A 24,867-nucleotide genomic window follows, 5' to 3' on the forward strand; every position below is an offset into this window, starting at 1 on the left:
ATAAAGGCCGGACGCATTCCGGCCGAACAGGTGTTCGCCAATGCGCAGTACCAGCCCTTGATGCAGGGCATTTCCCTGCCGGACGGGATCTGGGCGCATATCACCGGCGTCGATCTGATCCGCCACGCCGACGGCAGCTACTACGTACTGGAAGACAACCTCAGGGTGCCGTCCGGCGTGTCGTACATGCTGGAAAACCGCAAGATGATGATGCGGCTGTTTCCCGAACTGTTCGCGCGCCACGCCATCGCACCGGTCGACCACTACCCGACCCTGCTGCTGGCCACCCTGCGCCAAGCCAGCCGCCAGGAAAACCCGACCGTGGTGGTCCTCACCCCGGGGCAGCACAACAGCGCCTACTTCGAACATGCCTTCCTCGCCCAGCAGATGGGGGTCGAGCTGGTCGAAGGACGCGACCTGTTCGTGCGCGACGACCACGTCTATATGCGCACCACCGCCGGCCACAAGCGTATCGATGTAATCTACCGCCGCATCGACGATGCCTTCCTCGACCCGCTGGCGTTCCGCCCGGACTCGATGCTGGGCGTGCCCGGCCTGATGCATGCCTATCGTCAGGGTAATGTGGTGCTGACCAATGCCATCGGCACCGGCGTGGCCGACGACAAGTCCATCTACCCCTATGTGCCGGAGATGATCCGCTTCTATCTGGGCGAAGAACCCATTTTGCACAATGTCGAAACCTTCCAGTGCCGCAACCCGAGCGAGCTGGACCATGTGCTGGCCAATCTGGACAAGCTGGTAGTCAAGGAAGTACACGGTGCCGGCGGCTACGGCATGCTGGTCGGCCCGGCCGCCAGCCGTGCCGAGATCGAAGACTTCCGCGCGCGCCTGCTGGCTACACCGGCCAACTATATCGCGCAGCCTACGCTATGCCTGTCGTCGTGCCCGACCTTTGTCGACTCGGGCATCGCACCGCGCCATATCGACTTGCGCCCCTTCGTGCTGTCAAGCAGACGCGAAACCACCATGGTGGCCGGCGGGCTGACCCGCGTTGCGCTCAAAGAAGGCTCGCTGGTGGTGAATTCGTCGCAAGGCGGCGGCACCAAAGACACCTGGGTACTGGAGGACTGAACCATGATGCTATCGCGCACTGCCGATCAATTGTTCTGGATGGCACGCCAGATGGAACGCGCCGAAAACCTGGCGCGGCTACTCGACGTCAGCCTTGCAGTCTCGCTGCTACCCGCCTCGCGCGCCGGCACCGATATTTCCGCGCCCTTGGCACTCACCGGCACCTTGGAAGCGTATCAGGCCCGTCATGGGCAGATTTCCGCCTCCGATGTCCTGGCCTTTATGAGCTATGACTTGGGCAATCCATCCTCCATCGTGTCGTGCTTCAAAAGCGCCCGCGACAACGCGCATGCAGTACGTGGCAAGATCACCGCCGAGATGTGGATGTCGATCAACAGTACCTGGCTGGAAGCGCGCGAACTGGCCGCCGCCGGCTGCGGCTACCAGACTTTTTTCGACTGGGTCAAAGAGCGCTCCCACCTGTTCCGCGGCGCAACCCACGGCACCTGCCAGCGCACCGATGCCTTCTCCTTTATCCGCTTGGGCACTTTTATCGAGCGCGCCGACAATACCGCCCGCCTCTTAGATGTGAAGAGCCAGCTGTTAGGCGATAGCGACAGCGCGGACTACTACGCCTGGAGCGCCCTGCTGCGTGCGGTCGGCGCCTTCGAGGCCTACCATGCCCTCTATCGCGATGCGCCGTCGGGCCGGCGCGTGGCCGAACTGCTGCTGCTCAGGCCCGATATGCCGCGCAGCCTCAGAGCCTGCTTTGACGAGACTTACAAGTGGCTCTCGCGCATCGAGGGCGACAACGGCCGCGCCGCCAAACGCCTGGCAGCCGAACTGCGGGCGGCACAGGCCTACACCAGCGTTGACGAAGTGTTCGAGACCGGGCTGCACGACTATCTGGACAAGATGCTCGCCGATATCACCCGTCTGGGGGCGCTGGTACAACAGGCCTATCTGGAGGCCGCGTAATGAGACTGTCCATCCGCCATGTAACGCATTACCACTATGCCGAGCCGGCCCTGCGTAGCGCACAGCTGCTACGCCTGACGCCCGCAGATGACCCATACCAGACGGTGCGCCACTGGCAGCTGGATTTGCCCGCTGCCGCCACCTCGGGCATCGACGGCTACGGCAACCGCTACCACCTGATGATGCTGGAAGGCACACACGACACCATCCGGCTGCTGGCCAGCGGAGAAGTCGAGACGCAAGAGCGTACCCCCTGCGTCCTGCCCGGCATGCTGGATATACGGGTCTTCCTGCGCCATACGGCGCTGACCACCGCCAGCGTCGCCATTACCGAGCTGGCGCATGCCAGCGCAGGCAAGGGCAGCTTGCTCGAGCAACTGGGGCGCAAGGTGCTCGAGGCCATGCCCTACACGCCGGGTGCGACCCAGGTGCATACAGCGGCAGATCAGGCGCTGGCACTGGGTGCCGGTGTGTGTCAGGACCATACCCAGGTTTTTATCACCGCCTGCCGCATCCTCGGCCTGCCGGCGCGCTATGTCAGCGGCTATCTGCTGAACGAAAACGAAGAACATGCCGCCAGCCATGCCTGGGCCGAAGTCTGGCTGGACCATGCCTGGCATGGCTTCGATGTCAGCAACGCCCGCGCACCCGACGCACACCACCTCAAACTCGCTTGTGGGCTGGATTATCTGGATGCATGCCCGGTACGCGGCGTGCGCCTGGGCGGCGGACAGGAAGTCCACACTACCCGCGCCGACGTCCAGCTCATCGAGAGCTGAGCTGGCACGACACAGACAAAGGCTTACATGACTTATTGCGTTGCAATCCGCCTGGCCCAAGGCCTGGTATTCGCATCCGACACCCGCACCAATGCCGGCGTCGACCATGTCGCGACTTTTCGCAAGATGCGGGTATTTGAAAAACCGGGGCAGGCGCGCATGGTGCTGCTCTCGTCCGGCAACCTCGCCACCAGCCAGAGTGTGGCCAGCCTGCTGGAGTTGTCCTGCCGCCATCACGAGCCGGCACGCAACCTGCTGCAGGTTGCATCACTGTATGATGCGGCCGCCATGGTCGGCGCGACCTTGCGCGAGGTGGTCGCACGCGATGCCGACCCGGCTTCGTCCATCGACTTTTCCAGTCACTTCCTGCTCGGCGGCCAGGTTGAGGGCGAAGCCATGCGCCTGTTCCATATCTACCCGCAAGGCAATTTCATCGAAGCCAGCCGCGATACACCCTACTTCCAGATCGGTGAGGCCAAATACGGTAAACCCATACTCGACCGCGTACTGGACTACGACACGCCACTGGCGCAGGCCATCCAGTGCGCGCTGATCTCGCTTGACTCGACCATGCGCTCTAACCTGTCGGTCGGCGCACCGATTGATCTGGTCTGGCTACGCCCCGATGACGCGGCGCCGCTAGCGCCGGTCAGGCTAGCTGAAAAAGATCCATACTTCAGCGTCTTGCGTCAGGCCTGGAGCAAAGGACTACGCGAAGTCTTTTCCACCTTGCCCGCACCGGACTGGCCGCTATAGGCAAGGCACCAACAAGCAAAAAGCCCGCAGATGCGGGCTTGGCAGGTATGACGAAGCAAGGCAAGCTTACTTGGAGGCCACCGAGCGCATGGCGCTGTCGACGGCATTGAGCAGCAAGCCGTCCGGGTCTTTCTTGCAGACCGCGCCCATCGCCTTGACCACCTTGGCATCCAGATCCTTGGACGGGGTGATTTTCAGATTGCGCGCTTCCACGCTGGCGTTCCCCATGCTGGCGACCAGAGCGGAGACAAAACCGGCATCGGTCTTGGCTTCTTCATTGGCTTCGGAGCAGGTGATCATGTAGTCAGCGGAAAGACCGCCAGGAGCTGCAGGTGCAGGAGCCGCAGCCCAGGCAGCGGAGCTGGTCAGCAAGGCAGCGATAATAGCCAGTTTTTTCATCTTGTCATCCATCCTAAATATTCAGTGTGTGATCAGTTGTAACGGCCAAGAATGGCGCCACCGGCCCCACCGACAACCGCGCCCTTGATCGCGCCGTCAATACCATTACCCGACAGCAAGCCCAAGCCTGCGCCCAGTACCGCGCCTTTTTTGGCACCCTTGACAGCCTTGCGGCCCTTGCGGCCATTTTCGGTCAGTGCACCAACACCGCCGCCAATCACGGCACCACCAATGGCACCCTTGATGCCGTTGCCGCTCAGCAGACCGACACCGGCACCAAGGATGGCTGCATTCTTGGTACGATCACTGCGCTTATAAGCGTGAGCAGAAGCAGGAACGGCCAGTGCGGCCACGGTCGCAGCCAGCACGATGGTGCGAATAAAAGCCTTACTCATGTCGCAAACCCTCCGAAATTCATTGGTGCGCATTCTAAAACAGCCATTGCTTATTTAACAATGCCCTGTGCGAAAGCACACATCACGACTTAAAAGCGTTCGGGCAAGGGCTTGGCAATGACGATCCCGCCCTCTTCATTCAGCTGGATATAACCGCCGGTACGCAGCGCCTTGAGCATGCGGTTGACCATCTCCCGGCTCAGTCCTATACGCTCCCCCAGTTCACGCTGGGTCAAATGCAAACCCGGCGCAGCCGGGTGCGCTTGCGCATGCTGCTCCAGCGCTTCCAGCACCCGCTTGAGCCGGCTATAGCCATCCGGTTCGGACAGCATGGAAACAAAATTCAGCAAATGGTGCACGGCATGAGTCATCAATTCGGCAATCGAGCGCCAGGCCTGTGGCTTGGCATCCAGCGCCTGCACCAAAACATCCAGCGGCAGGCTAAAACCACGCGTGTCGCGTAGCGCCTGTACCGCCACGCCGAAAGGTCGCGGCTCGAACAAGGCATGCAAACCGATAATGTCGCCGGGCACAATATAACCGTAGCAGAAGGGGCGGCCCGCACGTTTGCCCGGCGTATAAGCCGTCATCAGCCCGTGAGTGACAAACAACACCTCATGTACGGTTTGCTGTATGGAAATAATGTCGCTGCCTGCAGCAAACGCCACCGCACGCCCTTGTGACAGCAAGGCCCGGCGCTCTTCGGCGGGCCACTGAGCAAAAAGCGGAAACAGCAACGATATCTCCATAGGGATTCCGCTTGTCCCTTCAACACTACAGTCCATCAACATACCCGTTACTTCTCCTGCAAACATTACTGCACAGTCTAGACTACCAAAATGACAGGAGGAATTAAGCATGCTGGCAGACGAACGCGCATTTCAAGCCCTGATCGATACTGTACAGGGCGCTCTGGTGCTGGTAACGCCGGCTGATGGCAAAATATTTGCCGCCAACCAGCTAGCCGCCATCTTACTGGGTATCCCGCGTGCTGACCTCATCGGTCAGCCGTTTTTCGGCCATCTGGCCGATCCGGGCGATGAAGCAAGCTTAATGGCCCGTCTCGCGCAGCAAGGCATGCTGTACAACGAAGAACTGGTCCTCAAGGCCAAAGGCGGCCATCAGTTCAGCGCCCAATTATCATTACGGGAAGTCGATTTTCTGCGTCCGGTTCTGGCCATCAGCTTTTCCGACCGCAGTGAAACCCTGATGATGGGCCGCCTGCTGGAAAGCGAACGGCAGGTCTGCGAACGCGTGCTCAAGCTAGCCAAGGAGCTCAAGCATGAGCCGCGCATCACCGATGCCGATGATTACCTCAGTGGCGTACTTGGCATGCCGGCACTTTTGTCCGGGCTGGCCCATGAAGTCGGCCGCGCCAACCGTTACGGCCATTCACTGTCTGCGCTGCTGATTTCCATTGAAGGCATACCCAGCTTCAATCATGAGCTGGATAGCGATACCGCAGGCTATATACGCCGCATGACCGGCAGCTTGTGCATGCAAAGCGCCCGTGACTGCGACCTGATTGCCCGGCGCGAAGATGGCTGTCTGCTGCTGGTTTTGCCCTATACCCAGATGCAAGGTGCGACCCGCGCCGCACGGCGTCTGATCGCCAGCCTGAGCCACCAACAATTTCAGGTCGCCGGTGAAAACCGCTCGGCCGCCGCCTGTGTCGGCTTGTCATCCTTACGCAAGGGCGAAAGCTCACACAAACACCTGCTCTCCCGCCTTGATCTTGCCCTGACACGCTCCCGTGCCCAAGGCATCAATACACTGGCACGCCAGCCCTGAGTTCTGGCGGAAACAAAAGCAAACGGCCGGTCAAACCGGCCGTTTTCCATGGCAGACGCAGATCAGGCCGTAATCTGTGGCAAACGGGCCAGGGCCGCAGCAATCGCCTCCTGCGGATACTCGTAGTCCTCGAGCGCACCGCTCAAATACTTGTCGTAACTTGCCATATCGAAGTGGCCATGGCCTGACAGATTGAAGAACAGCGTTTTCTCTTCGCCGCTTTCCTTGCAGCGCAAAGCCTCATCGATACAGGCGCGGATGGCATGGCAAGACTCGGGAGCCGGAATAAGTCCCTCGGCGCGGGCAAAAGCAACGCCCGCCTCAAAGGTCGCCAGCTGCGGCACGGAAACAGCCTCGATCAGCCCCTCATGGAAAAGCTGGGACACCAGACTGCTGGCGCCATGATAACGCAAGCCCCCGGCATGGATGGATGGCGGCATAAAGTCATGCCCCAACGTGTACTGCTTCATCAGCGGCGTCAGGCCGACCGAATCGCCAAAATCATAAGCATAATGGCCACGGGTCAGGCTGGGGCAAGAGCTGGGCTCCACCGCCACCAGACGAACCTGCTTGCGCCCTGCCGCATTGTCGGCAAAGAACGGGAAAGCCACGCCGCCAAAGTTGGAGCCGCCCCCGCAAGGCGCAAAAATCATGTCGGGCCAGGTGCCGGCCAGTTCGAACTGCTTGCGCGCCTCCAGCCCGATCACGGTCTGGTGCAGCAAGACATGGTTCAAGGCCGAACCCAGCGCATAGTGCGTATCCGGGCGGCTGGCTGCCTCTTCGACCGCCTCGGCAATCGCCAGCCCCAAGGAGCCGGGATTGTCAGGATTCTCGGCCAATGCTGCGCGGCCGGCCGTGGTCAGGCTGCTCGGGCTGGCCAGCACCTCGCCGCCCCAGGTCTGCATCATCGAGCGGCGGAACGGCTTTTGCTGGTAGCTGACATTGACCATATAGATACGGACATCAATACCAAACATCTCGCCGGCCAGCGACAAGGAGCTCCCCCATTGCCCGGCGCCGGTTTCGGTGGTCAGCCGGGTAATGCCCTCTTGCTTGTTGTAATACGCCTGCGGGATGGCCGAGTTCAGCTTGTGCGACCCGGCCGGACTTGCGCCCTCGTACTTGAAAAATATCTTGGCCGGCGTACCCAATGCCTCTTCCAACCGGCGCGCGCGCACCAAGGCGGTCGGACGCCACAGACGGTACAGCTCGCGGACTTCTTGCGGAATTTCGATCCAGCGCTCACGGCTGACCTCCTGTTCGATCAATGCCTGCGGAAAAATCGCAGACAGCGCGTCAGGGGTGAGCGGCTGGCCATCTGGGCCCAGCACCGGCTCGGGTGGCCTTGGCATATCGGCCACCACGTTGTACCAGTGGGTCGGAATCTCGTTATCGGGAAGCAGGAACTTGGTCTGTAGCATGGGCGGTATCCTCGTCAGTCTAAAAGCGGTGCAGGCAAATCACATCATGGGCAAAGCCCGGCAGATGGAAAAGGCAGCAAGTCATGGGAAAAATCCGGTAAAAGCACCAAACCAGACTACATGACATTCAACTTTCAGTGCAAGCCGCCAGCGTCTTGCTCAAAGGCTGGACAAAAAAAACCGCCGGACTCAAAAGCCGGCGGCAGACATCAGGCATGACACCCGTCAGATGGTCTTGGAGTAACGCGCCTGCGTCTTGCGCTCGCGCAAATGGCGGTCGAACACCATGGCGATATTGCGGATCAGGAAACGTCCGCGCGGCTCGACCATAATGAAATCGCCATCGAAACTCAGCAGTCCCAACTGCTGCAAAGTCTCCAGCTGCGGCAGTTCGGCGGCAAAATACTCACGGAAATTAATGCCGTAAACCTCTTCTATCGCCGACACCGACAGCGAGAAGCGGCACATCAGCGCCTGGATAATGGCACGGCGCAGGATATCATCGCTGTCCAGCATATAGCCGCGCATCACCGGCAAATGCCCGCCGTCCAGTGCTGCGTAATACTGCTCGATATCCTTCTCGCTCTGCACAAAGCTGGCCCTCACCTTGCCGATAGAGGACACGCCAAGGCCTATCATGTCGCAATCGGCGTGAGTGGAATAGCCCTGGAAATTGCGCTGCAAACGCCCTTCGGCCAGAGCGCGCGACAAGTCATCCTCAGGCTTGGCAAAGTGGTCCATGCCAATAAACACATAGCCGGCATCAGCCAGTTGTTTGACCGAGCTTTGCAGGATATCCAGCTTGGCCGCAGCCGAGGGCAGCTCGGCTTCATTGATACGGCGCTGCGGCATAAACACGGTCGGCAGATGCGCATAGTTATAAAGCGCCACCCGATCCGGCGAAATAGCAATCACCTTGGCCAAAGTCGCCGCCACCGAGGCCGGCGTTTGTAGCGGCAGGCCGTAGATCAGATCCACGCTCACCGATTTGAAGCCGGCTTCGCGCGCCGCCGCAATCACCGCCAGCGTTTCTTCCTCGCTTTGCACGCGGTTCACCGCCTGCTGCACGGCAGGGTCGAAATCCTGAATACCGACGCTCATACGGTTAAAGCCCAGCGCCGCCAGTTTGAAGACCGTCTCGCGCCCGACCTTGCGCGGATCGATCTCGATCGAATACTCGCCTTCAGGCTTGAAGTCGAAATGCGCCTTGAGCATGCCCATCAGCCGCTCCAGCTGCGCATCCGACAAAAAGGTCGGCGTGCCGCCACCGAAGTGCAGCTGCACCAGTTGCTCGCGACCGCCCATGGCGGCAGTGACCAGCTTGATTTCCTTTTCCAGGTAATCGAGATAGAGATCGGCGCGCGCTTTATCCTTGGTAATGATCTTGTTACAGCCGCAGTAGTAGCAAACGGTGTTACAAAACGGAATATGCACGTATAATGATATGGCTTTGCGGTTGGCACCGATGCGGCGCTGACTCAACACGCGCAGATAATCCGCTTCGCCAAAAGCCGGACCAAAACGATCCGCCGTCGGGTAGGAGGTATATCTGGGGCCGGAGCCGTCAAGTTGTTCTATTAGCTTGCGGTCGAACTCGAAACGGGATGGCGAAAAAATTTGGGCGGCGCTCATAATGTCCGATACCGGTGGTCAATCTATTGGCAGAGTGGTAAATTCGCACAGCTATGTCTACCCCGCTTTGACAAGCGTCAAGCTTCTCCTGAAAGAGCATTGAATCTTACGTATGCCAGAACAGAACAACAGTCATCTGCACGCCCTCAAGGTTTCCTGCTCTAACTGCACGTTGCGTGAACTGTGCCTACCTGTCGGGCTGAACCGCGACGAGCTTGCCCAGCTGGATGCCGTGATCCGTCAAAGCCGGCGCCTCAAGCGCGGCGAGTACATGTTCCGCAGCGGTGAAGCATTCAAATCGCTGTTTGCCATACGTACCGGCTTTTTCAAGACCTGCATGTCCAGCCAGGATGGTCGTGAACAAGTCACCGGCTTTCACATGTCGGGGGAGCTCTTGGGTATGGATGGCATTTCGGCCAATGTCCACGGCTGTGACGCGATAGCGCTGGAAGACAGCGAAGTTTGCGAGCTGCCATTTACCCGCATGCAAAGCCTGAGCCGCGACAGTCCCAGCCTGCAGCATCATTTCTATCGCCTGATGAGCCGCGAGATCGTACGCGACCAGAGCATTATGCTGTTACTGGGCAATATGAAAGCCGACGAACGTCTGGCGGCATTCTTGCTGAATGTCTCCTCGCGTCTGGCTACCCGTGGCTTTGCCGCCAACGACTTTATCCTGCGCATGAGTCGCGAAGAAATCGGCAGCTTCCTCGGTCTTAAGCTGGAGACGGTCAGCCGTACCTTGTCCAAATTCCAGCAGCAAGGCTGGATCAAGGTCGACCACAAGCATATCCAGCTATACCAGACCGATGAGCTGAAGAACCTGATCTCGGGCTGCATCCACGCGCAAAGCCATTAAGTGATGGCTTTGCCTGATTAAAGGCAAGCCATCACCGCCCCCCAGCTCATACCCGCGCCAGTAATGCGTCCAGTCGCGCGGCATCCGGCCAGGAAGCCGGCATCACAAAACCGCGCGCCACTTCGCCCCAGACCCCGTCGCTGTCCTGCTTAAGCTCGGCCAGCAGTTGCGGTGACGCTACCATTTGCAAGTGCTGGCGCAATCCGGCCTCATCCTGCGTATCTTCTTCCTGTACCTGTGCAGGAGCCAGCCAGCGCTCGCGCGCCAGATGCACCCAGCGCGTAGCGGCATGCGTGCGCGGCCAGGCTTCATCCAGCGGCGCACACCAGCCCCGCGTCAGCCCCGCATCCAGCGGCACAAAATCTGGCGGATAGAAAAACCAGCCCGCCAGCAACAGTTCGCGCCGGCAAGCGGAAAAATCGGCAGGCAACAGCCCCTGTGCACAAGCATGATCCGACAACGCCAGTTGCTGCGTGAGTTTATGCGCTTTGAGCGGCCAGGCATCATTCAGCCCCGGCCCTATCAATACGCTCCCCGCCTGCGGCGCTTGCAAATAGAACTTGCTGGCAGTCTCCAGATGCCAGGGTTCGCCGTTCACACGCAACAAAAAATCAAACTCACCCAGCGTCAGCCCCGCCTGATCACGCAAGGCCAGGCCATGCGCGACCACCTCGATATGCGGCCGCAAGTGAAACCAGAACAACAAAAGCTGCTCGGCATAATGCCCCAGACGCAAACGCGGACTCGCCGCCAGACAAGAGAGTAAGGCTGCAGGATCCCTATCCAGCTCAGCCAGACAGGCCAGACCCTCTGCCCCCAGCAGGCGGGCACGCGGGCAAGGCGGGCCGAAATGCACCGGAGGCGGTGCACACAGCAAAAAAGCCAGATCGCGCACTTCCGGATGCGCGTAAGGCAGGTGCAAGGAACTAGCTGCGTTCGATCTTGCCATGCTCGGCCGCCACCCGCTCGATCTGCTTGCAAAAACCGCGCAGGATATCGATTTCATCGCGCTCAAGGCCGGCACGGCCAAACAGGGTGCGCATGCGCCGCATCAAGCGCTCGCTATTGCGGCGGCGGAAGTAGCCGATATCGTCCATCGCCTGCGCCAGATGGCCGCACAAACCTTCCACCTCGTCCAGTGTCGCCGGCTCGCCTGCGGGTTTGAGATAGTCCATCTCGAAACCGCTGTGACTGAACAGCTCGTAACACATCACCTGCACCGCCATGGCCAGATTCAGCGAGAAATAATCCGGGTTGCCGGCAATGGTCACCAGCCGGTTGCACTGCTCGACTTCGCCTATCGACAGACCGAAGGTTTCATTACCGAACACCAGCGCGACCTGCTCGCCGGCCTGCGCACGCGCCACCAGTTCCGGCGTCGCCTCGCGCGGCACCGCCAAAGGCGTCGTCAGTTCGCGCCGACGGCTGGTCAATGCACAGGCTACGGTCACACCGCTCAGCGCCTCGGCCAGAGATGCAACCACGGTGGCCTGCTCCAGTACATCGACGGCACCGGAAGCCAGCGTATCCGCCTCGGGGCTGGGAAAGACTTTGGGTTCAACCAGATAGAGCCGGGTCAGGCCCATGGTTTTCATGGCGCGTGCGGCCGAGCCGATATTGCCCGGGTGGCTGGTACGGGTCAGAACGACCCGAATGTTCTTCAAAAAATCAGGGACTTGGGGTTTATTCATCAGCTGTTTACGAGTAGAATGCCGGCCATTATGAAACCCCGCGCAATGCGTCGGGGTTTTTTGTTCCTTAACCGAAATTGTTAGTGGCAGGCACGGCGCGCGTTGGTGAGCCGCGTGCCTGTTGCGTCCAGATTGTAGAGGCCGTCCATGCAAATGCATCCGATGCTAAATATCGCGGTAAAAGCTGCCCGCCGTGCAGGTAGCGTGATTCAGCGCGCATCGCACAATATCGACATCATCCGCGTCGAGAAAAAGAGTGCAAACGACTTCGTGACCGACGTGGATCGTGCCGCCGAGCAGGCCATTATCGACGTCATTCTCGAGGCTTATCCGTCGCACGCCATTCTAGCAGAAGAGTCCGGTGCCAAAGGCATGGGCGCCTCCGAATACGAGTGGATCATCGACCCGATCGACGGCACCACCAACTTTCTGCACGGCCACTCGCAATACGCCATTTCCATCGCGCTGGCCCACAAGGGTCAGGTCATCGAGGCCGTTGTTTACGACCCTAGCCGCAACGACCTTTACACTGCCAGCCGCGGCGTAGGCGCCTTCCTCAACGAGCGCCGCATCCGCGTCTCCAAGCGCATTCAGATGAACGAATGCCTGATCGCCACCGGTTTCCCGGTCGTGGACCAGAGCATGATCGACACCTACCTTGCCATTCTGAAAGATGTCATCGCCAAGAGTGCCGGTGCCCGTCGTGAAGGCGCAGCCTCGCTTGACCTGTGTAATGTGGCTTGCGGCCGCATGGACGGCTTCTTCGAATTCAACCTCAAGCCGTGGGACATCGCGGCAGGCAGCCTGATCGTACAGGAAGCCGGCGGCATCGTGACCGATATGAAGGGCGAGCAGACCTGGCTGGAAAGCGGCGACATCGTTGCCGCCAGCCCTAAGGTCTTGGCGCAGCTTCTGCACATCATCGCACCGCATGTAGCCTGAAGCGCGCATGCCGGATGACGGTATTGCCGGCTTGACGTAAAATCAGCACGCCCAACGCCCCGCCAGTCGGGGCGTTGTCGTCTTTGTCACCCCTAGCCCAGAAGACCAGCATGAGCGCAGCCCACACCCCGATGATGCAGCAATATCCAAGTCTACACACCAATAAAGTCTAAATCACTTGCCTGGCAAGGACTGCAGCACTGTTTGTGGTTACGGTTTTAAACACTTTTGTCCTGATTTTGTCCTGAAATTTCTGAAAAATCTGATATATCCGATATATTATTCATACATAAACATCAAATTGATCGTGCTTTTTAAACGCAAAACATAAAAATCACAGCCTCACCTCTTCCATCCCAGCAATCGCCAGAGAGCGTCGACCACCACCACCCCCAGCGTAAATGTACACCCCAGAAACAGACTGCCAACGGCAATCTCTTGCCAGTGAGGCCAGAATAGCCAGCAAGCAGTCAGCACGAATGGCGAGACGCCGATCAGGTAGAAGAGCAGTCTCAGTCGCATAGAAAGTGTAGGCACGTCACACTCCTCACTGAAGATAAATTCATTTCACATAACCGCAGATTGGGTGAACGGCGGTAATTTGTTAAGCTGCGCAGATAGAACTTCAAATTTACCTGTCTGCGTGCCTTATGACCCTACCTGCTTCTGCTACCCCGCTTCAAAACCTACTTAGATCTTTCCGTGAGGCTGCCGTTTCCGAACGCGAAAAAGGCACTTACTTCGAAGAGTTGTTCGTCTGCTACCTGCGCAACGAGCCGACCTACCGTGACCTGTACAGCGAGGTGTGGACCTACGCCGACTGGGCTGCGTTGCAAGGGTTGCCTAAGAAGGATACGGGGATTGATCTGGTGGCCAAGACCGCCGGCACTGACGAGATCCACGCCATCCAGTGCAAATTCTACGCTGAAGATTACAAGGTTCAGAAATCCGATATCGACAGTTTCTTTACCGCCTCGGGCAAGAAGCCGTTTACCCGCCGCATTATCGTTACCACGACTAATCATTGGGGCGACAACGCCGAAGACGCATTACTGAACCAGCAACCGCCGGTCAACAAAATCGACCTGCAGGCGCTGGAGGACAGCCAGATCGACTGGAGCCAGTATCACGCCCATTCTGCACCAGTGATCAAGCCCAAGAAACAGCTGCGTGACCATCAGCAGCGTGCACTCAAGTGCACCGAGATAGGTCTGGCCAGTGCGGATCGCGGCAAGCTGATTATGGCCTGCGGCACCGGCAAGACCTTTACCAGCCTCAAGATTGCCGAGACTTTAGCCGGTGCCGGCAAGCGGGTGCTGTTCCTGGTGCCCAGTCTGTCGCTGTTATCGCAGACGTTGACCGAGTGGACGCAAGAGAGCGAAACGCCCTTGCATAGCTTCGCGGTGTGTTCAGACAGCGATGTGGGCAAGAAGCGCAAGAAGGACGACGATGCGGTACAGACCTTCGCCCACGAACTACGCTACCCCGCCACCACTGAGCCGTCTCGCCTTGCGCTGGAAATGGGCAAGCGCCACGACGACACGCATATGAGCGTGGTGTTCAGCACCTACCACTCGATCGACGTGATCAGCCAGGCACAGCAAGCACACAGCTTGGCCGACTTCGATCTGATTATCTGTGATGAAGCTCACCGCACCACCGGCGCGACCTTCGATGGCGAAGAGGAAAGCGCGTTTGTCCGGGTGCACGACGCGGACTATATCCGTTCCAGCAAGCGCCTGTACATGACCGCCACACCACGCATCTACGGGGACAGCGCCAAGGCTTCCGCCGACAAAGGCGATGTGGAACTGTGTTCCATGGATGATGAAGAGTTGTTCGGCAAAGAGCTGTTTACCATCACCTTCAGCGAGGCGGTCAAGGCCGGCCTCTTGGTCGATTACAAGGTGATCGTGCTGGCGATGGACGAAGCCCATGTCAGCCGCAGCTTGCAAAACCTGCTTAGAGATGACGACAACCAGATCAAGGTCGAAGATGCGGCCAAGATCGTCGGTTGCTGGAAGGCACTGGCCAAACAAGATACGCATGAAGATCTGACTGATGACAGCGACCCGATGCGCCGTGCGGTGGCCTTCTGCCAGGTGATCGAATATCAAAGCAACGCCAAGACCCACAAGATCAGCTCGAAGAAGATTGCATCCATGTTCTCGGCCGTGGTCGAGGAGTACAAGCGTAGCAATCCGGAGGATGGCTGTGCCACGCTGGCGTGCGAGGCTGACCATGTCGATGGCGGCATGAATGCAGGCGAAAAAGAGGCCAAACTAGGCTGGCTCAAGTCTGATGTACCGGACAATACCTGCCGTATCCTCAGTAATGTGCGTTGCCTGTCCGAAGGTGTCGACGTACCGGCACTGGATGCGGTGCTGTTTCTCACCCCGCGTAATTCGCAAGTGGATGTGGTGCAGTCGGTAGGACGCGTGATGCGCCTGGCCGCAGGCAAGCAGCGTGGCTACGTGATTCTGCCGGTGGTGATTCCAGCGGGCGTCGAGCCGGATCAGGCGTTAAACGACAACAAGACCTACAAGGTGGTGTGGCAGGTCTTGCAGGCGTTGCGCTCACACGACGACCGCTTCGACGCCATGATCAACAAGCTGGACCTGATCGGCAGCGACAAGAGCAAAATGGAAGTCATCGCCGTCACCGATAAAGTGGTGAAAAAAGCCAAGCCGGTGAAGGGCGATGCGGCGGTTGTCCAAGATGCCAAGGCCGGTTACAGCATCGGCTCGCCATCCGGCAAAAAGCAGGACGACAAGCCGGAGCAGGCCGAGTTGGTGTTTGATATCGGTGAGATCGAACGTGCCATCTTCGCCAAGGTGGTGAAAAAGTGCGGCAACCGCAACCACTGGGAAGATTGGGCAGGCGACATTGCCAAGATTGCCCGCACCCACATCACCCGCATTACCGAAATCGTTCGTCGCGATGGAAGTCATCTGCGCGATGGGTCTGTCTGTCGCGGTAGCAATATCGACGAACAGGTGGCTTTTCAGGGGCTGGTGGCCGAGCTGCGCGACGACCTGAACGACAGCATTAGCGAAGAAGAAGTGATCGAGATGCTGGCACAGCACCTGATCACCAAGCCGGTGTTTGATGCGCTATTCAACGACTACAGCTTTGCCAGCCACAACCCGATGTCGGGCGCGATGCAAAACGTACTGGATAAGCTGCAGGCTCATAGGCTGGATAAAGAAGCCGACACGCTGGAGAAGTTCTACGCCAGCGTGAAACTGCGTGCCGAAGGCATCGACGCCGTCGAGGGCAAGCAAAAGATCATCGTCGAGTTGTACGACAAATTCTTCCGTAATGCCTTCCCGCGCATGACCGAACGTCTGGGCATTGTCTACACCCCGGTCGAGGTGGTGGACTTCATCATCCACAGTGTGGATCACATCCTGCAAACCGAATTCGGCCAGAACCTGGGTAGCGATGGTGTGCACATCATCGACCCGTTTACCGGCACCGGCACCTTTATCACCCGCCTGCTGCAAAGCGGGCTGATCAGCAAAGAGCAGTTACAGAAGAAATACCGTGGCCAGATCCACGCCAACGAGATCGTGTTGCTGGCCTACTACATCGCCGCCATCAATATCGAGGCGGTGTATCACAGCATCGTCGGTGGCGATTACGTGCCGTTCGAAGGCATCTGCCTGACCGATACTTTCCAAATGTATGAAAAAGAGGATCTGGTTGACCAGGTACTGGTTCAGAACAGCGCGCGGCGTAAACGGCAGAAAGCACTGGATATCCGCGTCATCATCGGCAACCCGCCCTACTCGGCCGGGCAGGACAGCGCTAACGACAACAACCAGAACGTGGCCTACCCGCATCTGGATGCCCGCATCCGCGACAGCTACGCCGAACGCTCTACGGCCACCAACAAGAACGCACTGTACGACAGTTATATCCGTGCTATCCGTTGGGCATCCGACCGCTTGGGCGATAGCGGCGTGATCGGCTTTGTCACCAACGCGGGCTTTTTGGACTCCCGCTCTTCTGATGGTCTTCGCAAATCTTTGGTAGATGAATTTTCTAGCCTTTACATTTTTCATCTGCGTGGCTTGCGCGGACAAAAGACATCGGGAGATCGCGCTAAAAGAGAAGGCGGCCAAATTTTTGGCATGGGTAGCTCGGCGGCCATTGCCATCTCACTGCTGGTGAAAAACCCGCACGCACAAGCTCACGGCCAGATTCACTTTCACGATATTGGTGACTACCTTAACCGCGACGACAAGCTGGCCATCATCAGCGGCTTTGGCAGCGTGGCCGGTATTAGCGCACAGCAGGGCTGGCAGGCCATCAGCCCGGACGCGCATGGCGACTGGCTGAAGCAGCGCGACGACAGTGCGGCGGAATTTATCCTGATGGGAGCAAAAAAGAGCGACGAGGCGGCGCTGTTTGAAAACTACTCGCGGGGATTGGAAACAGGCCGAGATGCGTGGTGTTTCAATAGTGGGCGCGCGTCTATTGCAGCCAATATCAGTCGGACGATAGATACTTACAACGATGAAATGCTGCGTTTCAATGCGGCCTACGTCGACTTGGACAAAAAAAATCGGATGGTGAAGGTCGATGACTTTATCGATAGTGATCCTTCAAAAATTAGCTGGACTAGTAGTCTGAAACAGGATTTGGTATCAGGGTTTAGATTGAGATTTAGCCAAGAAAAGCTTGTAACCAGTGTTTATCGCCCATTTATGAAGCAGTGGGCTTACTACGATGACCACTTGAATCACCGTGTTGGCCAAATGCCGCGCATCTTCTCTAATTCCCAATCACCTAACCGCGTGATCTGTGTCTCGGGAAAGGGAGAGAAAGTGGGTTTCAGTACGTTAATTTGCGACGCCGTTCCCAGCTTGCACATGGTCGATATTGACGGCAGCCAATGCTTCCCGCTCTACCTGTACGATGCTGCCGAACCAGCCGATGGGCAAGAAGCCGACCTGTTCAGCGCTCCGGCCGCCCCCGTTGAGCCAGGCTATACCCGCCGCGATGCCATCACCGACGCAGGTTTGTCCCACTTCGCCGCTGCCTATCCTGGCGAAGTCATCAGCAAGGAAGACTTGTTCTACTACGTCTACGGCCTGCTGCACGCGCCCGATTACCGCGCGCGCTTTGCCGACAACCTGAGTAAGGAACTGCCGCGCATCCCGTGCGTGAAAACCGCCGCTGATTTCTGGGCCTTCAGTCAGGCCGGGCGCGACCTGGCCGAACTGCACCTGAACTATGAAAGCGTACCGATGTACGCCGGCGCCAAGGTCGACACCGGCGGCAAGGCGCTCATCGCCAGCGACTACCGAGTCGAGAAAATGAAGTACGGCAAACGTGGCAAGGACAAGGACCTGTCCACGCTGATCTACAACGCCCACATCACCGTGACCGGCATTCCGCTGGAAGCCTACGAGTATGTGGTCAACGGAAAGCCGGCACTGGATTGGGTGGTGGAGCGCCAGTGCGTCAAGACCGACAAGGCCAGCGGCATTGTCAACGACGCCAACGACTGGGCCACCGAAACCATGAACAACCCGCGTTACCCATTGGAGCTGTTCTTGCGCGTGATCACGGTCAGCCTAGAGACGATGAAGATCGTCAAGGCGCTGCCCAAGCTGGACATTTGAGCTTCCATAACTGCCCTCAAACAGGGGCCGACTAAAAACAGTCGGCCCTCTTCTCCGCACTCTCAGCACCACTTCATGATGTGCCTATTAACGCACATACTTCATTACGTTTAAAATCGATGCACTATACAGTTCTCATCAACAGAATTTGGAGAGATGTATGGACTGGCTACTACAAACAGCATTATCAGCAATCATTGAGACGCAACCTGAGCTTGAAAGGTGGGCAAGAGACAAAGAACATGAAGGCAAAAATTTCGATCGCTTCGAATCATTGCGATTCATATGCTTTGATCTAGACGCAGAAAACAGACGAATAGTTGCCGAACGGCTCGGTGTCACATTTGAGCAACTTGAAGCGGTCAGATCAGTGTTGAGAAAGATATAAAGCGCCACACAACGCCGCTGCTCAGCGTCTTTGTTGCGCAAAATGACTTGAAGATGCAACCGGACATGGTCAGCGTGATGGAGTTGCGCAACAAAGCACATCAGTATATAAAAAATTAGCGATATACATATACTAAATAAATTTACTACTGCATCCACGCCACAGTAAATATAGCCTCTCAGCCTCTCGCACGTATCAGCACACATCAGCGAATAACCTACGTCAACCCCCGCAATAATAATCGCAAGCACAATTTATCAAGTTTTTTCTTAAATAACAAAATGGCAACAAAAATCCAAATAATGAAAATTATTTGGATTTATATTACTTAGAAAATCAACTTTACGTAAAGTTGTTCCATATTTCCGATAAATCAATATGGAAATCACATAGGAACGTATAAATACATATACATTCGCCTAAAAATTAGGCGTATAAATTTTTATGCCATTGATTTATATAGTGAAATTTGTTTTCATGTCTCCACGGCCAGCAAACAGGCAGCCGATAAACAAGCCCAACTCACAAAACAAGGAGCATGTATGCACTCTCAAAAAATTGAAATTAACAAAATTGTGCTGTCCCCCATTGAGGACTGCGGTCTAGTCTTTGTCTCAAACGATCCGACCCCTGCCGAAGAAGGTGTACGTCATGGGAAATCTGATTTCTTGAGTATGTCCACGAGTGCACTGAGCTTTGTGACCGTGAGGAATTACTGTTGTGATGATGACTATTTCTATCACGCAGATTTCATCATCTACGACTGTCTTTTGCACAAGATGCATGAAGGTGAATCAAGCAATTCCATTTGGACAATGACCAATATCAGCAGATTCAAAATTGAAGAACCAGGCGTACTTGAGCCGGTACCAGAATCGGAGTTGATCGGCAAGGCAACTTCATTTGTACAAAATGATACGAATCCAATAGATGGATCGCTATCTGATCGCAAGAAGACACTATTTAATGCAGCACGAAACTCCACGGGCGACCTATGCCCTGACTGGGAACATTGGACAAAAGTGCGCGCAATATTTCTCTCGCATTTGTTGAACCGACGCAACAACCAGCTCGAAACCTTCTACTAAGCAGCCATTTTGGTAGCGCTCACAGGAGCAATCCTAGAAAAAAGCCCCTGCAGCAACGCCGCAGAGGCTTTAATCATTTATCTCGATTAATGTTAAAACTGTTTCAGCAGAATCGCAGACCCATTATCTGTCCAATACACGCCATCCCAGCCCTCTCTGCACGCCAGGCTCTCAAAAGCCCGCCGAACCAGCTCTCCAGCCTTGCTGCGCAGGATCCCCGACTCCTGCTGATAAAGCCTGAGCACGCGGTCACGCGACAAAACGACTGCCGAGCGATTGCTAGACCGCTTCATCGGACTGGGCCATTTCAATCTGCGCTGTTGTTTACATGCCATGGTCATCCCGCCGGTCCTCTCGTTCGTTTCGTATAACACTAGTGACAAGAACTAATATCCGATTTTGGAGTTAAGCTTGCAAAGCAATCGTGCATTTTTTGTTTAAAATGATAAAAGTCGTTGCTTTTTTGACACAAAAACTTTAAAGACCTATACGGAATGTATAGGTTTATATACAGCCAGTATCGTTAGCTAACATTCAACCAAATACCTCCGCCACGCGTATAGCTACGCATCGCGCTATTTTTTAGATTTCCGAAAAAAATTTGTAAATATCCAATTGTTTATACAAATCCCGGCTATACATTGCGACGGTGTACCGGGAGCCGCCGCATAAGCGGCGGGGCAAGCGCGTTCAGCGCGCAGCCCACTGCGGCCACGCCGGCCCCAGCCGGCAGCCGCAGTGCGGGGGAGCCGCCCGGTTTGAGCGTCGTCCAGACGCGTGCGCGCCCCAGCGCGCCAAGCCGGGTGGGGGTGAAACCCCGCCCCCCCCAGAGCAAAGCGGCGGGGCAACCGCGTTGGGGCCATCGGCTGTGGCGTCCAGCCACACTGCACAATGAACGCAAAAGCCCGTCAGGGCTTGTGGCGTGAATGAAGCGGACCAAGGCGGTTGCCCCGCCGCGCAGCGGCTAGGGGGGCGCTGGGTTTTAAGCCGTGGCGTGCCCTAGCACGCAGCTTTGCGACCCGCGTCCAGCGGGCAGAGCAAAGCGGTAGGCTTGTGCGGGCATCGCCCGCATTGCTTCTGCCTTTCTATACGTCGTTAGCAGCACAAGGGTTTTCTTGTGCGAGAACACGAGAACGACGCAGATGACAAAGACAATTGACAAACGCATTATTGGCGAGCGCAACACGCTTGCATTCCTCCACTACTTGCACCGTTTTGGCTGGCTGACCACCCGGATGGTCGCGGCGCTGGTCTGGCCTGAAGCCAGTCAGGGCTTGGCAATGGCGCGACGCGCGCTGAAGGCCCAGCTTGAACTGAAGAATGTTTTACGACGCAAGCTTCCTGCTGGTGGCTATTGCTACGTACTATCCGCCGCCGGTGCCCGGTTCCTTGAAAACGAGACCGGAGTGAAAAGTCGTAGTGGTGCAAGCCTTCCACTGGGCAATGTCGTGCACCGCGCAGCTTCGAACTGGTATCTGATCGAGATGATCATAAAAGGTCACACGGCCTGGACTGAGCACGAGATACATAGCTTGCGCGCGCCGGTGCACACATTTGACGGCAAGGTGCCGGATGGACTAATCGAAACAGAGATGGGCTTGGTCTGGCTCGAAGTCGAGAACAGCTGGAAAAACAAGAACGAGCGCGCAAAAGTCGTAAGGCTCTGCTGTCGCAATCTCACCTCCCCCCACCTGACCGAACTCGCGCCTGACCACTATCTCGCACAAGTTCATATCGTTGGCACGAACACGAGCGCACTACAAGCGATGCTACGCACGTTTGCGGACGCGTATCGCGAGCGTGCACTACGCGAAGAGCAAGCGATCAGTGGTGTGCAACTCGTACGAGTGCCAGTCGACAAGTCGCTCAATGCCGATTCGTCGGAGCAGTGCAGCTGGAATCTCTGGTATCACGCGCTGCAGCCATACCTGCAGCAATAGCGATCACCTCTGTACAAAAGAGCACGTCTAGCAACTAGACGTGCTCTTTATTCTCTCTTTCGCGAAACCTCGAAACTTATATAATTAAAAAATCTATCTCGGGCGCATTTATCAGCGCTACGTATAAAACACGTCACTACACGTTGCATCTCCCTCACGAATGCAACGTTTATGACTACAGCACTTCGCTCTACCAACGGTGTCAGCACTCTCATCACGCAAGCGCGCTATGCGCACGAACGTACAGTCATCGCGCAAGTCTTTGCACCACTCCGGCCTGATGTCTGGCCTTGGCAATACCTCGCTGACATCCCAACCTCGGTCGCGAGCAAAGAGCCTGCAAAGCTGTCGCAGATCACGCAGACGCTGCGTGACTTTGAAGCCCGTCTCACGGCAACCGCCGGCAAGCTTGCGGGCTATCTCGACGCGAGCGACGGTGATATCAATTTGCTAGCAGCGCGGTTTGCCAAGCTGCGTCTTCCAAAAGCCGCTCAGAAGCTAGAGTGGGCACGTCGTCTGCTGAACGCTGACATTCCCGGACAAACTGAACAAGCGCAACGCGCGCGCATCAATGATGCGCGCTTTTGGCGTCGAGCTATTCGCACGCACATCATTAGAGAGCGTGAGCATTTTTTCCTGCGCCTGAAAATTATTGGCAATCGCAACGAGGCGTACGTGTCAGACGTACAACTCGCAAACCGCTGCGCGCAACTACGCCGGCAAGAACAGTGGATGAAAGAAACGTATCTGTTGCCGCGCTATCTATCTCCGGAAGACGCCGAAAAGAGGCTGCTGACGATTGCTGACGTTACGCGCAGTGCGAAAATGCGCTTCTCGAAGCTGTACACCTTCGTGCGCGCAGTCGATGAACTTGCTCAAGAAGCCGACCTAGCTGCAGGCCTGTTGACGCTAACGCTCGAACCGGAGTGGCACCCGAATCCCAGCCATGGAACAAATTCTTGGAATGGCGCGTCGCCTCGCGAGGCGCATCGCTCGATCGCAACGCGTTGGCAGTCAACGCAGCGCGACCTTGACCATCTCAGCATCGGAATCTCTGGCTTGCGAGTGGTCGAACCGCACAAAGACGGGTGTCCCCATTGGCACATATGGCTGCTGTACAAGCCCGAAGCAGAGGCCGAAATCCTAACAACTGTGATGAAGTATTTCCCGAACAAGCTGAAGTTGCGCGCAATCAAGCGCGATGACGACCGCATGTTCGACTGCCGAACCGATCTGGTGGAGGGCAAGGGGCGCGCGCTCACACACGTCAAAGAAGGCGCACAAGTCGAGCTTGCACGCATCGACCGCAGCATTTCGGGCGGCGCAAGCTACGCGATGAAGTACCTGCTGAAAACCGTCGATGGGGGCGAAGGTGTGCAAGGCGTTGAACAATGGATCGAAGAAGACAAGCAAAAGCGTCTGCAGCAGAACGAAACAACACAGCGCGTTGACGCGTATCGCGCGTTGTGGGGCATCAACTCCGGGCAGTTGTTCGGCATTGCGAAGTGCTTGACCGCGTGGGACCAGCTGCGCCGGCTTGCTGATGCTCCCTCTCACCCATTTCTGAAAAAGCTATGGACGCTCGCGCGCGGCAGCGATAAACCGGGGCATATCGAGCGTGGTAGCGGCCAGCGCGGCGATGCAAAAGCATTCATTCAAGCGCTCGGCGGCTTGGCGGCATGCGGCAAGCGCGACAAGAAGAAGCCGCGCTACACCGTGGGGCGACTTCTCGTACAAGCAGAGAACAGCTACGGCGAAAAGACCGAGCGCGCAAAAGGCATCACGCTAGTGGAAAGCACGCGTGCGCAGGTAATGGTGAAGCGGGTGAACAAGCAAACCGGTGAAGTCAAAGAGAAGAAGGTTTGGCGCACGGTGAAGACAGTGCTGGCTAAAGTGTGCACGGCGTTCACTGACTGGATCATCACACCGAAAAAGGCACTACCCGGCGCGATGGTACTATCGCAACGCCGCTTTGCGGCGCTGAGTCCGGCGTAGCGCACCATCAATGCTCGAAATTCAAGCAATCCGCCTTGGCGGAGGTTTTAGCACGACTGTTCGGCGCGAACAGGCGATTTTTTGCGTGTGGATTCCGGAAATTCAGCAAGAAATGAGTGCTATCAGCGCGATCACGGCACAAAAACCGGCTGCCACGCGCCCCGGCCGGGGCCAGGGGCACATGTCAGGTTCGGAAAACTTTACTTAGTTATCCAAGTTGAGCATGAATTCAGCAACAATATTCAACTGCGTTCGCTTGTACAAATTATCCGCTCGGTCACTCACGATATAACTATCTGTTACTTTATATTCAATAGCGACACTGTGCATCATCAGATATTGCAACAAACGCATATCTTTTAACTTAAAATCGGCGAACGTTGCGAACGTTTTACGCAAGATATGGCAACAAACTTCAACTCCCCCGATAGACTCCGAAATCTTTTTCAGGGCGTCTTCGGGGCTTGACGTGGGTTTTCCTTGGTGCTTATGGCTCGGCAAAATCCATACAGCATCTGGTGCACGTGTCTTGCTGCGCGGCTCAATGATGTTGCCCCAAACCCAGTCGCAGATGGGCATGTCATACGTACCGTGGTTCTTGTTACCGACGTCTTCTGGCTGTATGTGGTACGTACGATTAGCGAAATCAACGCGATCCCACCGCATATTTGCAATGATCGACTTACGCCAACCCTGCAACAGGGCAATCATCAGAAAATCGCGCAGAAGCGGATGGAGTGTTTGAGCATGAGCAATAAAACCTGGCAGATTCTCAATAGATAGCTTTTTCCTGCGCGGCGACGGCTTTTTAAAGAGATTCGTTGCCGAAATCTTGGAAATTGGCGATGTGCTTACGTATTCCATGTTCCGCGCATACTTATAAAGAGTACTCAAGAAAATCATCGTTTGGTGCGCGGTGGTCTCTCCACTTTTATGCTTGATTTCAAGCAACAGGTCTTTCCACTCGACAGCGCTTACAAGACTCATATCGCGTTCGTGATAGCGTGCCAGTGCACGATAGTTCTTGTCATACGTCTGTCGCGTTGCAAGCGTTAGCGCATGCTTATCTTTCACGTACAGCGTATAGACGTCGCTTAGCGTCTTCGTTTGTCCGATCTTGATGCGAAAATTTGCGTCGCGCCTGCTGG

General features: G+C 56.7%; 22 protein-coding genes. 13 read left to right on the top strand and 9 right to left on the bottom strand.

Translation table 11 applies throughout. The features are described 5' to 3' along the window. From EGI20_RS08670 to EGI20_RS08685, 4 genes are all read left to right on the top strand, one after another. A partial coding sequence (locus EGI20_RS08670; RefSeq protein ID WP_498631137.1) for a circularly permuted type 2 ATP-grasp protein occupies nucleotides 1-1,092 on the top strand: 1,092 nt, incomplete at its 5' end. A 3-nt stretch (nucleotides 1,093-1,095) separates the two neighbouring features. Continuing rightward, the gene (locus EGI20_RS08675) at nucleotides 1,096-2,010 is read left to right on the top strand and encodes an alpha-E domain-containing protein (RefSeq protein ID WP_498631138.1); all 915 of its coding nucleotides are present in this window, start codon (nucleotides 1,096-1,098) and stop codon (nucleotides 2,008-2,010) included. Next, nucleotides 2,010-2,789, top strand: coding sequence for a transglutaminase family protein (locus tag EGI20_RS08680; protein ID WP_498631139.1), 780 nt, complete (start codon nucleotides 2,010-2,012; stop codon nucleotides 2,787-2,789). The genes EGI20_RS08675 and EGI20_RS08680 overlap by 1 nt, the downstream gene beginning before the upstream one ends. 27 nt (nucleotides 2,790-2,816) lie before the next feature. Further along, nucleotides 2,817-3,545, top strand: a complete 729-nt coding sequence (locus tag EGI20_RS08685) for a proteasome-type protease (protein ID WP_498631140.1) — start codon at nucleotides 2,817-2,819, stop codon at nucleotides 3,543-3,545. Between the two features lie 66 nt (nucleotides 3,546-3,611). Here the strand turns inward: EGI20_RS08685 and EGI20_RS08690 are convergent, their stop codons facing one another. From EGI20_RS08690 to EGI20_RS08700, 3 genes are all read right to left on the bottom strand, one after another. Beyond that, nucleotides 3,612-3,944: a YmgD family protein gene (locus EGI20_RS08690; protein ID WP_160794171.1), complete on the bottom strand. Its 333-nt coding sequence runs from the start codon at nucleotides 3,942-3,944 to the stop codon at nucleotides 3,612-3,614. Nucleotides 3,945-3,976: 32 nt separating this feature from the next. Next, nucleotides 3,977-4,339, bottom strand: coding sequence for a YMGG-like glycine zipper-containing protein (locus EGI20_RS08695; RefSeq protein WP_220789260.1), 363 nt, complete (start codon nucleotides 4,337-4,339; stop codon nucleotides 3,977-3,979). Between the two features lie 89 nt (nucleotides 4,340-4,428). Next, complete coding sequence (locus EGI20_RS08700) at nucleotides 4,429-5,088, bottom strand: Crp/Fnr family transcriptional regulator (protein ID WP_498631141.1); 660 nt, start codon at nucleotides 5,086-5,088, stop codon at nucleotides 4,429-4,431. A 109-nt stretch (nucleotides 5,089-5,197) separates the two neighbouring features. Here EGI20_RS08700 and EGI20_RS08705 point away from each other — a divergent pair, with 109 nt between their 5' ends. Continuing rightward, the gene (locus EGI20_RS08705) at nucleotides 5,198-6,130 is read left to right on the top strand and encodes a GGDEF domain-containing protein (RefSeq protein WP_498631142.1); all 933 of its coding nucleotides are present in this window, start codon (nucleotides 5,198-5,200) and stop codon (nucleotides 6,128-6,130) included. A gap of 62 nt (nucleotides 6,131-6,192) precedes the next feature. Here EGI20_RS08705 and EGI20_RS08710 read toward each other — a convergent pair whose 3' ends face one another. Continuing rightward, entirely contained in the window at nucleotides 6,193-7,551 is a 1,359-nt protein-coding gene (locus EGI20_RS08710; protein WP_498631143.1) for a TrpB-like pyridoxal phosphate-dependent enzyme, read from the bottom strand. Here EGI20_RS08710 and EGI20_RS08715 point away from each other — a divergent pair. Continuing rightward, complete coding sequence (locus tag EGI20_RS08715) at nucleotides 7,550-7,675, top strand: hypothetical protein (protein ID WP_498631144.1); 126 nt, start codon at nucleotides 7,550-7,552, stop codon at nucleotides 7,673-7,675. The genes EGI20_RS08710 and EGI20_RS08715 overlap by 2 nt on opposite strands. Before the next feature lie 101 nt (nucleotides 7,676-7,776). Here EGI20_RS08715 and hemN read toward each other — a convergent pair whose 3' ends face one another. Continuing rightward, nucleotides 7,777-9,183 (bottom strand): oxygen-independent coproporphyrinogen III oxidase, encoded by a 1,407-nt coding sequence (gene hemN / locus EGI20_RS08720; protein ID WP_498631145.1) that lies wholly within the window; start codon nucleotides 9,181-9,183, stop codon nucleotides 7,777-7,779. A gap of 112 nt (nucleotides 9,184-9,295) precedes the next feature. Here hemN and fnr point away from each other — a divergent pair, with 112 nt between their 5' ends. Next, complete coding sequence (fnr, locus tag EGI20_RS08725) at nucleotides 9,296-10,042, top strand: fumarate/nitrate reduction transcriptional regulator Fnr (protein WP_498631146.1); 747 nt, start codon at nucleotides 9,296-9,298, stop codon at nucleotides 10,040-10,042. Between the two features lie 46 nt (nucleotides 10,043-10,088). Here the strand turns inward: fnr and EGI20_RS08730 are convergent, their stop codons facing one another. Continuing rightward, entirely contained in the window at nucleotides 10,089-10,991 is a 903-nt protein-coding gene (locus EGI20_RS08730; protein ID WP_498631147.1) for a DUF1853 family protein, read from the bottom strand. Beyond that, nucleotides 10,969-11,733 (bottom strand): RNA methyltransferase, encoded by a 765-nt coding sequence (locus EGI20_RS08735; protein ID WP_498631148.1) that lies wholly within the window; start codon nucleotides 11,731-11,733, stop codon nucleotides 10,969-10,971. Before EGI20_RS08735 ends, EGI20_RS08730 begins: the two co-directional genes overlap by 23 nt. Nucleotides 11,734-11,886: 153 nt before the next feature. Here EGI20_RS08735 and EGI20_RS08740 point away from each other — a divergent pair, with 153 nt between their 5' ends. Then, nucleotides 11,887-12,675 (top strand): inositol monophosphatase family protein, encoded by a 789-nt coding sequence (locus EGI20_RS08740; protein ID WP_498631156.1) that lies wholly within the window; start codon nucleotides 11,887-11,889, stop codon nucleotides 12,673-12,675. Nucleotides 12,676-13,017: 342 nt separating this feature from the next. Here the strand turns inward: EGI20_RS08740 and EGI20_RS08745 are convergent, their stop codons facing one another. After that, the gene (locus EGI20_RS08745; protein WP_498631149.1) at nucleotides 13,018-13,212 is read right to left on the bottom strand and encodes a hypothetical protein; all 195 of its coding nucleotides are present in this window, start codon (nucleotides 13,210-13,212) and stop codon (nucleotides 13,018-13,020) included. A gap of 113 nt (nucleotides 13,213-13,325) precedes the next feature. Between EGI20_RS08745 and EGI20_RS08750 the strand changes: the two genes are divergently transcribed. From EGI20_RS08750 to EGI20_RS08770, 5 genes are all read left to right on the top strand, one after another. Continuing rightward, nucleotides 13,326-18,308 carry a DEAD/DEAH box helicase gene (locus EGI20_RS08750; RefSeq protein ID WP_498631150.1) on the top strand — a complete coding sequence of 1,661 codons (4,983 nt, stop codon included), beginning with the start codon at nucleotides 13,326-13,328 and terminating at the stop codon, nucleotides 18,306-18,308. Nucleotides 18,309-18,468: 160 nt separating this feature from the next. Then, complete coding sequence (locus tag EGI20_RS08755; protein ID WP_498631151.1) at nucleotides 18,469-18,696, top strand: hypothetical protein; 228 nt, start codon at nucleotides 18,469-18,471, stop codon at nucleotides 18,694-18,696. A gap of 542 nt (nucleotides 18,697-19,238) precedes the next feature. Next, nucleotides 19,239-19,784 (top strand): hypothetical protein, encoded by a 546-nt coding sequence (locus EGI20_RS08760; RefSeq protein ID WP_498631152.1) that lies wholly within the window; start codon nucleotides 19,239-19,241, stop codon nucleotides 19,782-19,784. A 1,142-nt stretch (nucleotides 19,785-20,926) separates the two neighbouring features. After that, nucleotides 20,927-21,724: a replication-relaxation family protein gene (locus tag EGI20_RS08765; protein WP_498631153.1), complete on the top strand. Its 798-nt coding sequence runs from the start codon at nucleotides 20,927-20,929 to the stop codon at nucleotides 21,722-21,724. Between the two features lie 171 nt (nucleotides 21,725-21,895). After that, nucleotides 21,896-23,719: a replication endonuclease gene (locus EGI20_RS08770; protein ID WP_498631154.1), complete on the top strand. Its 1,824-nt coding sequence runs from the start codon at nucleotides 21,896-21,898 to the stop codon at nucleotides 23,717-23,719. Nucleotides 23,720-23,923: 204 nt separating this feature from the next. Here EGI20_RS08770 and EGI20_RS08775 read toward each other — a convergent pair. Continuing rightward, nucleotides 23,924-24,867: tyrosine-type recombinase/integrase (locus EGI20_RS08775; RefSeq protein ID WP_498631155.1), on the bottom strand; the 944-nt coding region annotated here is incomplete at its 5' end.

This window comes from Aquitalea sp. S1-19 (genome assembly GCF_024343515.1).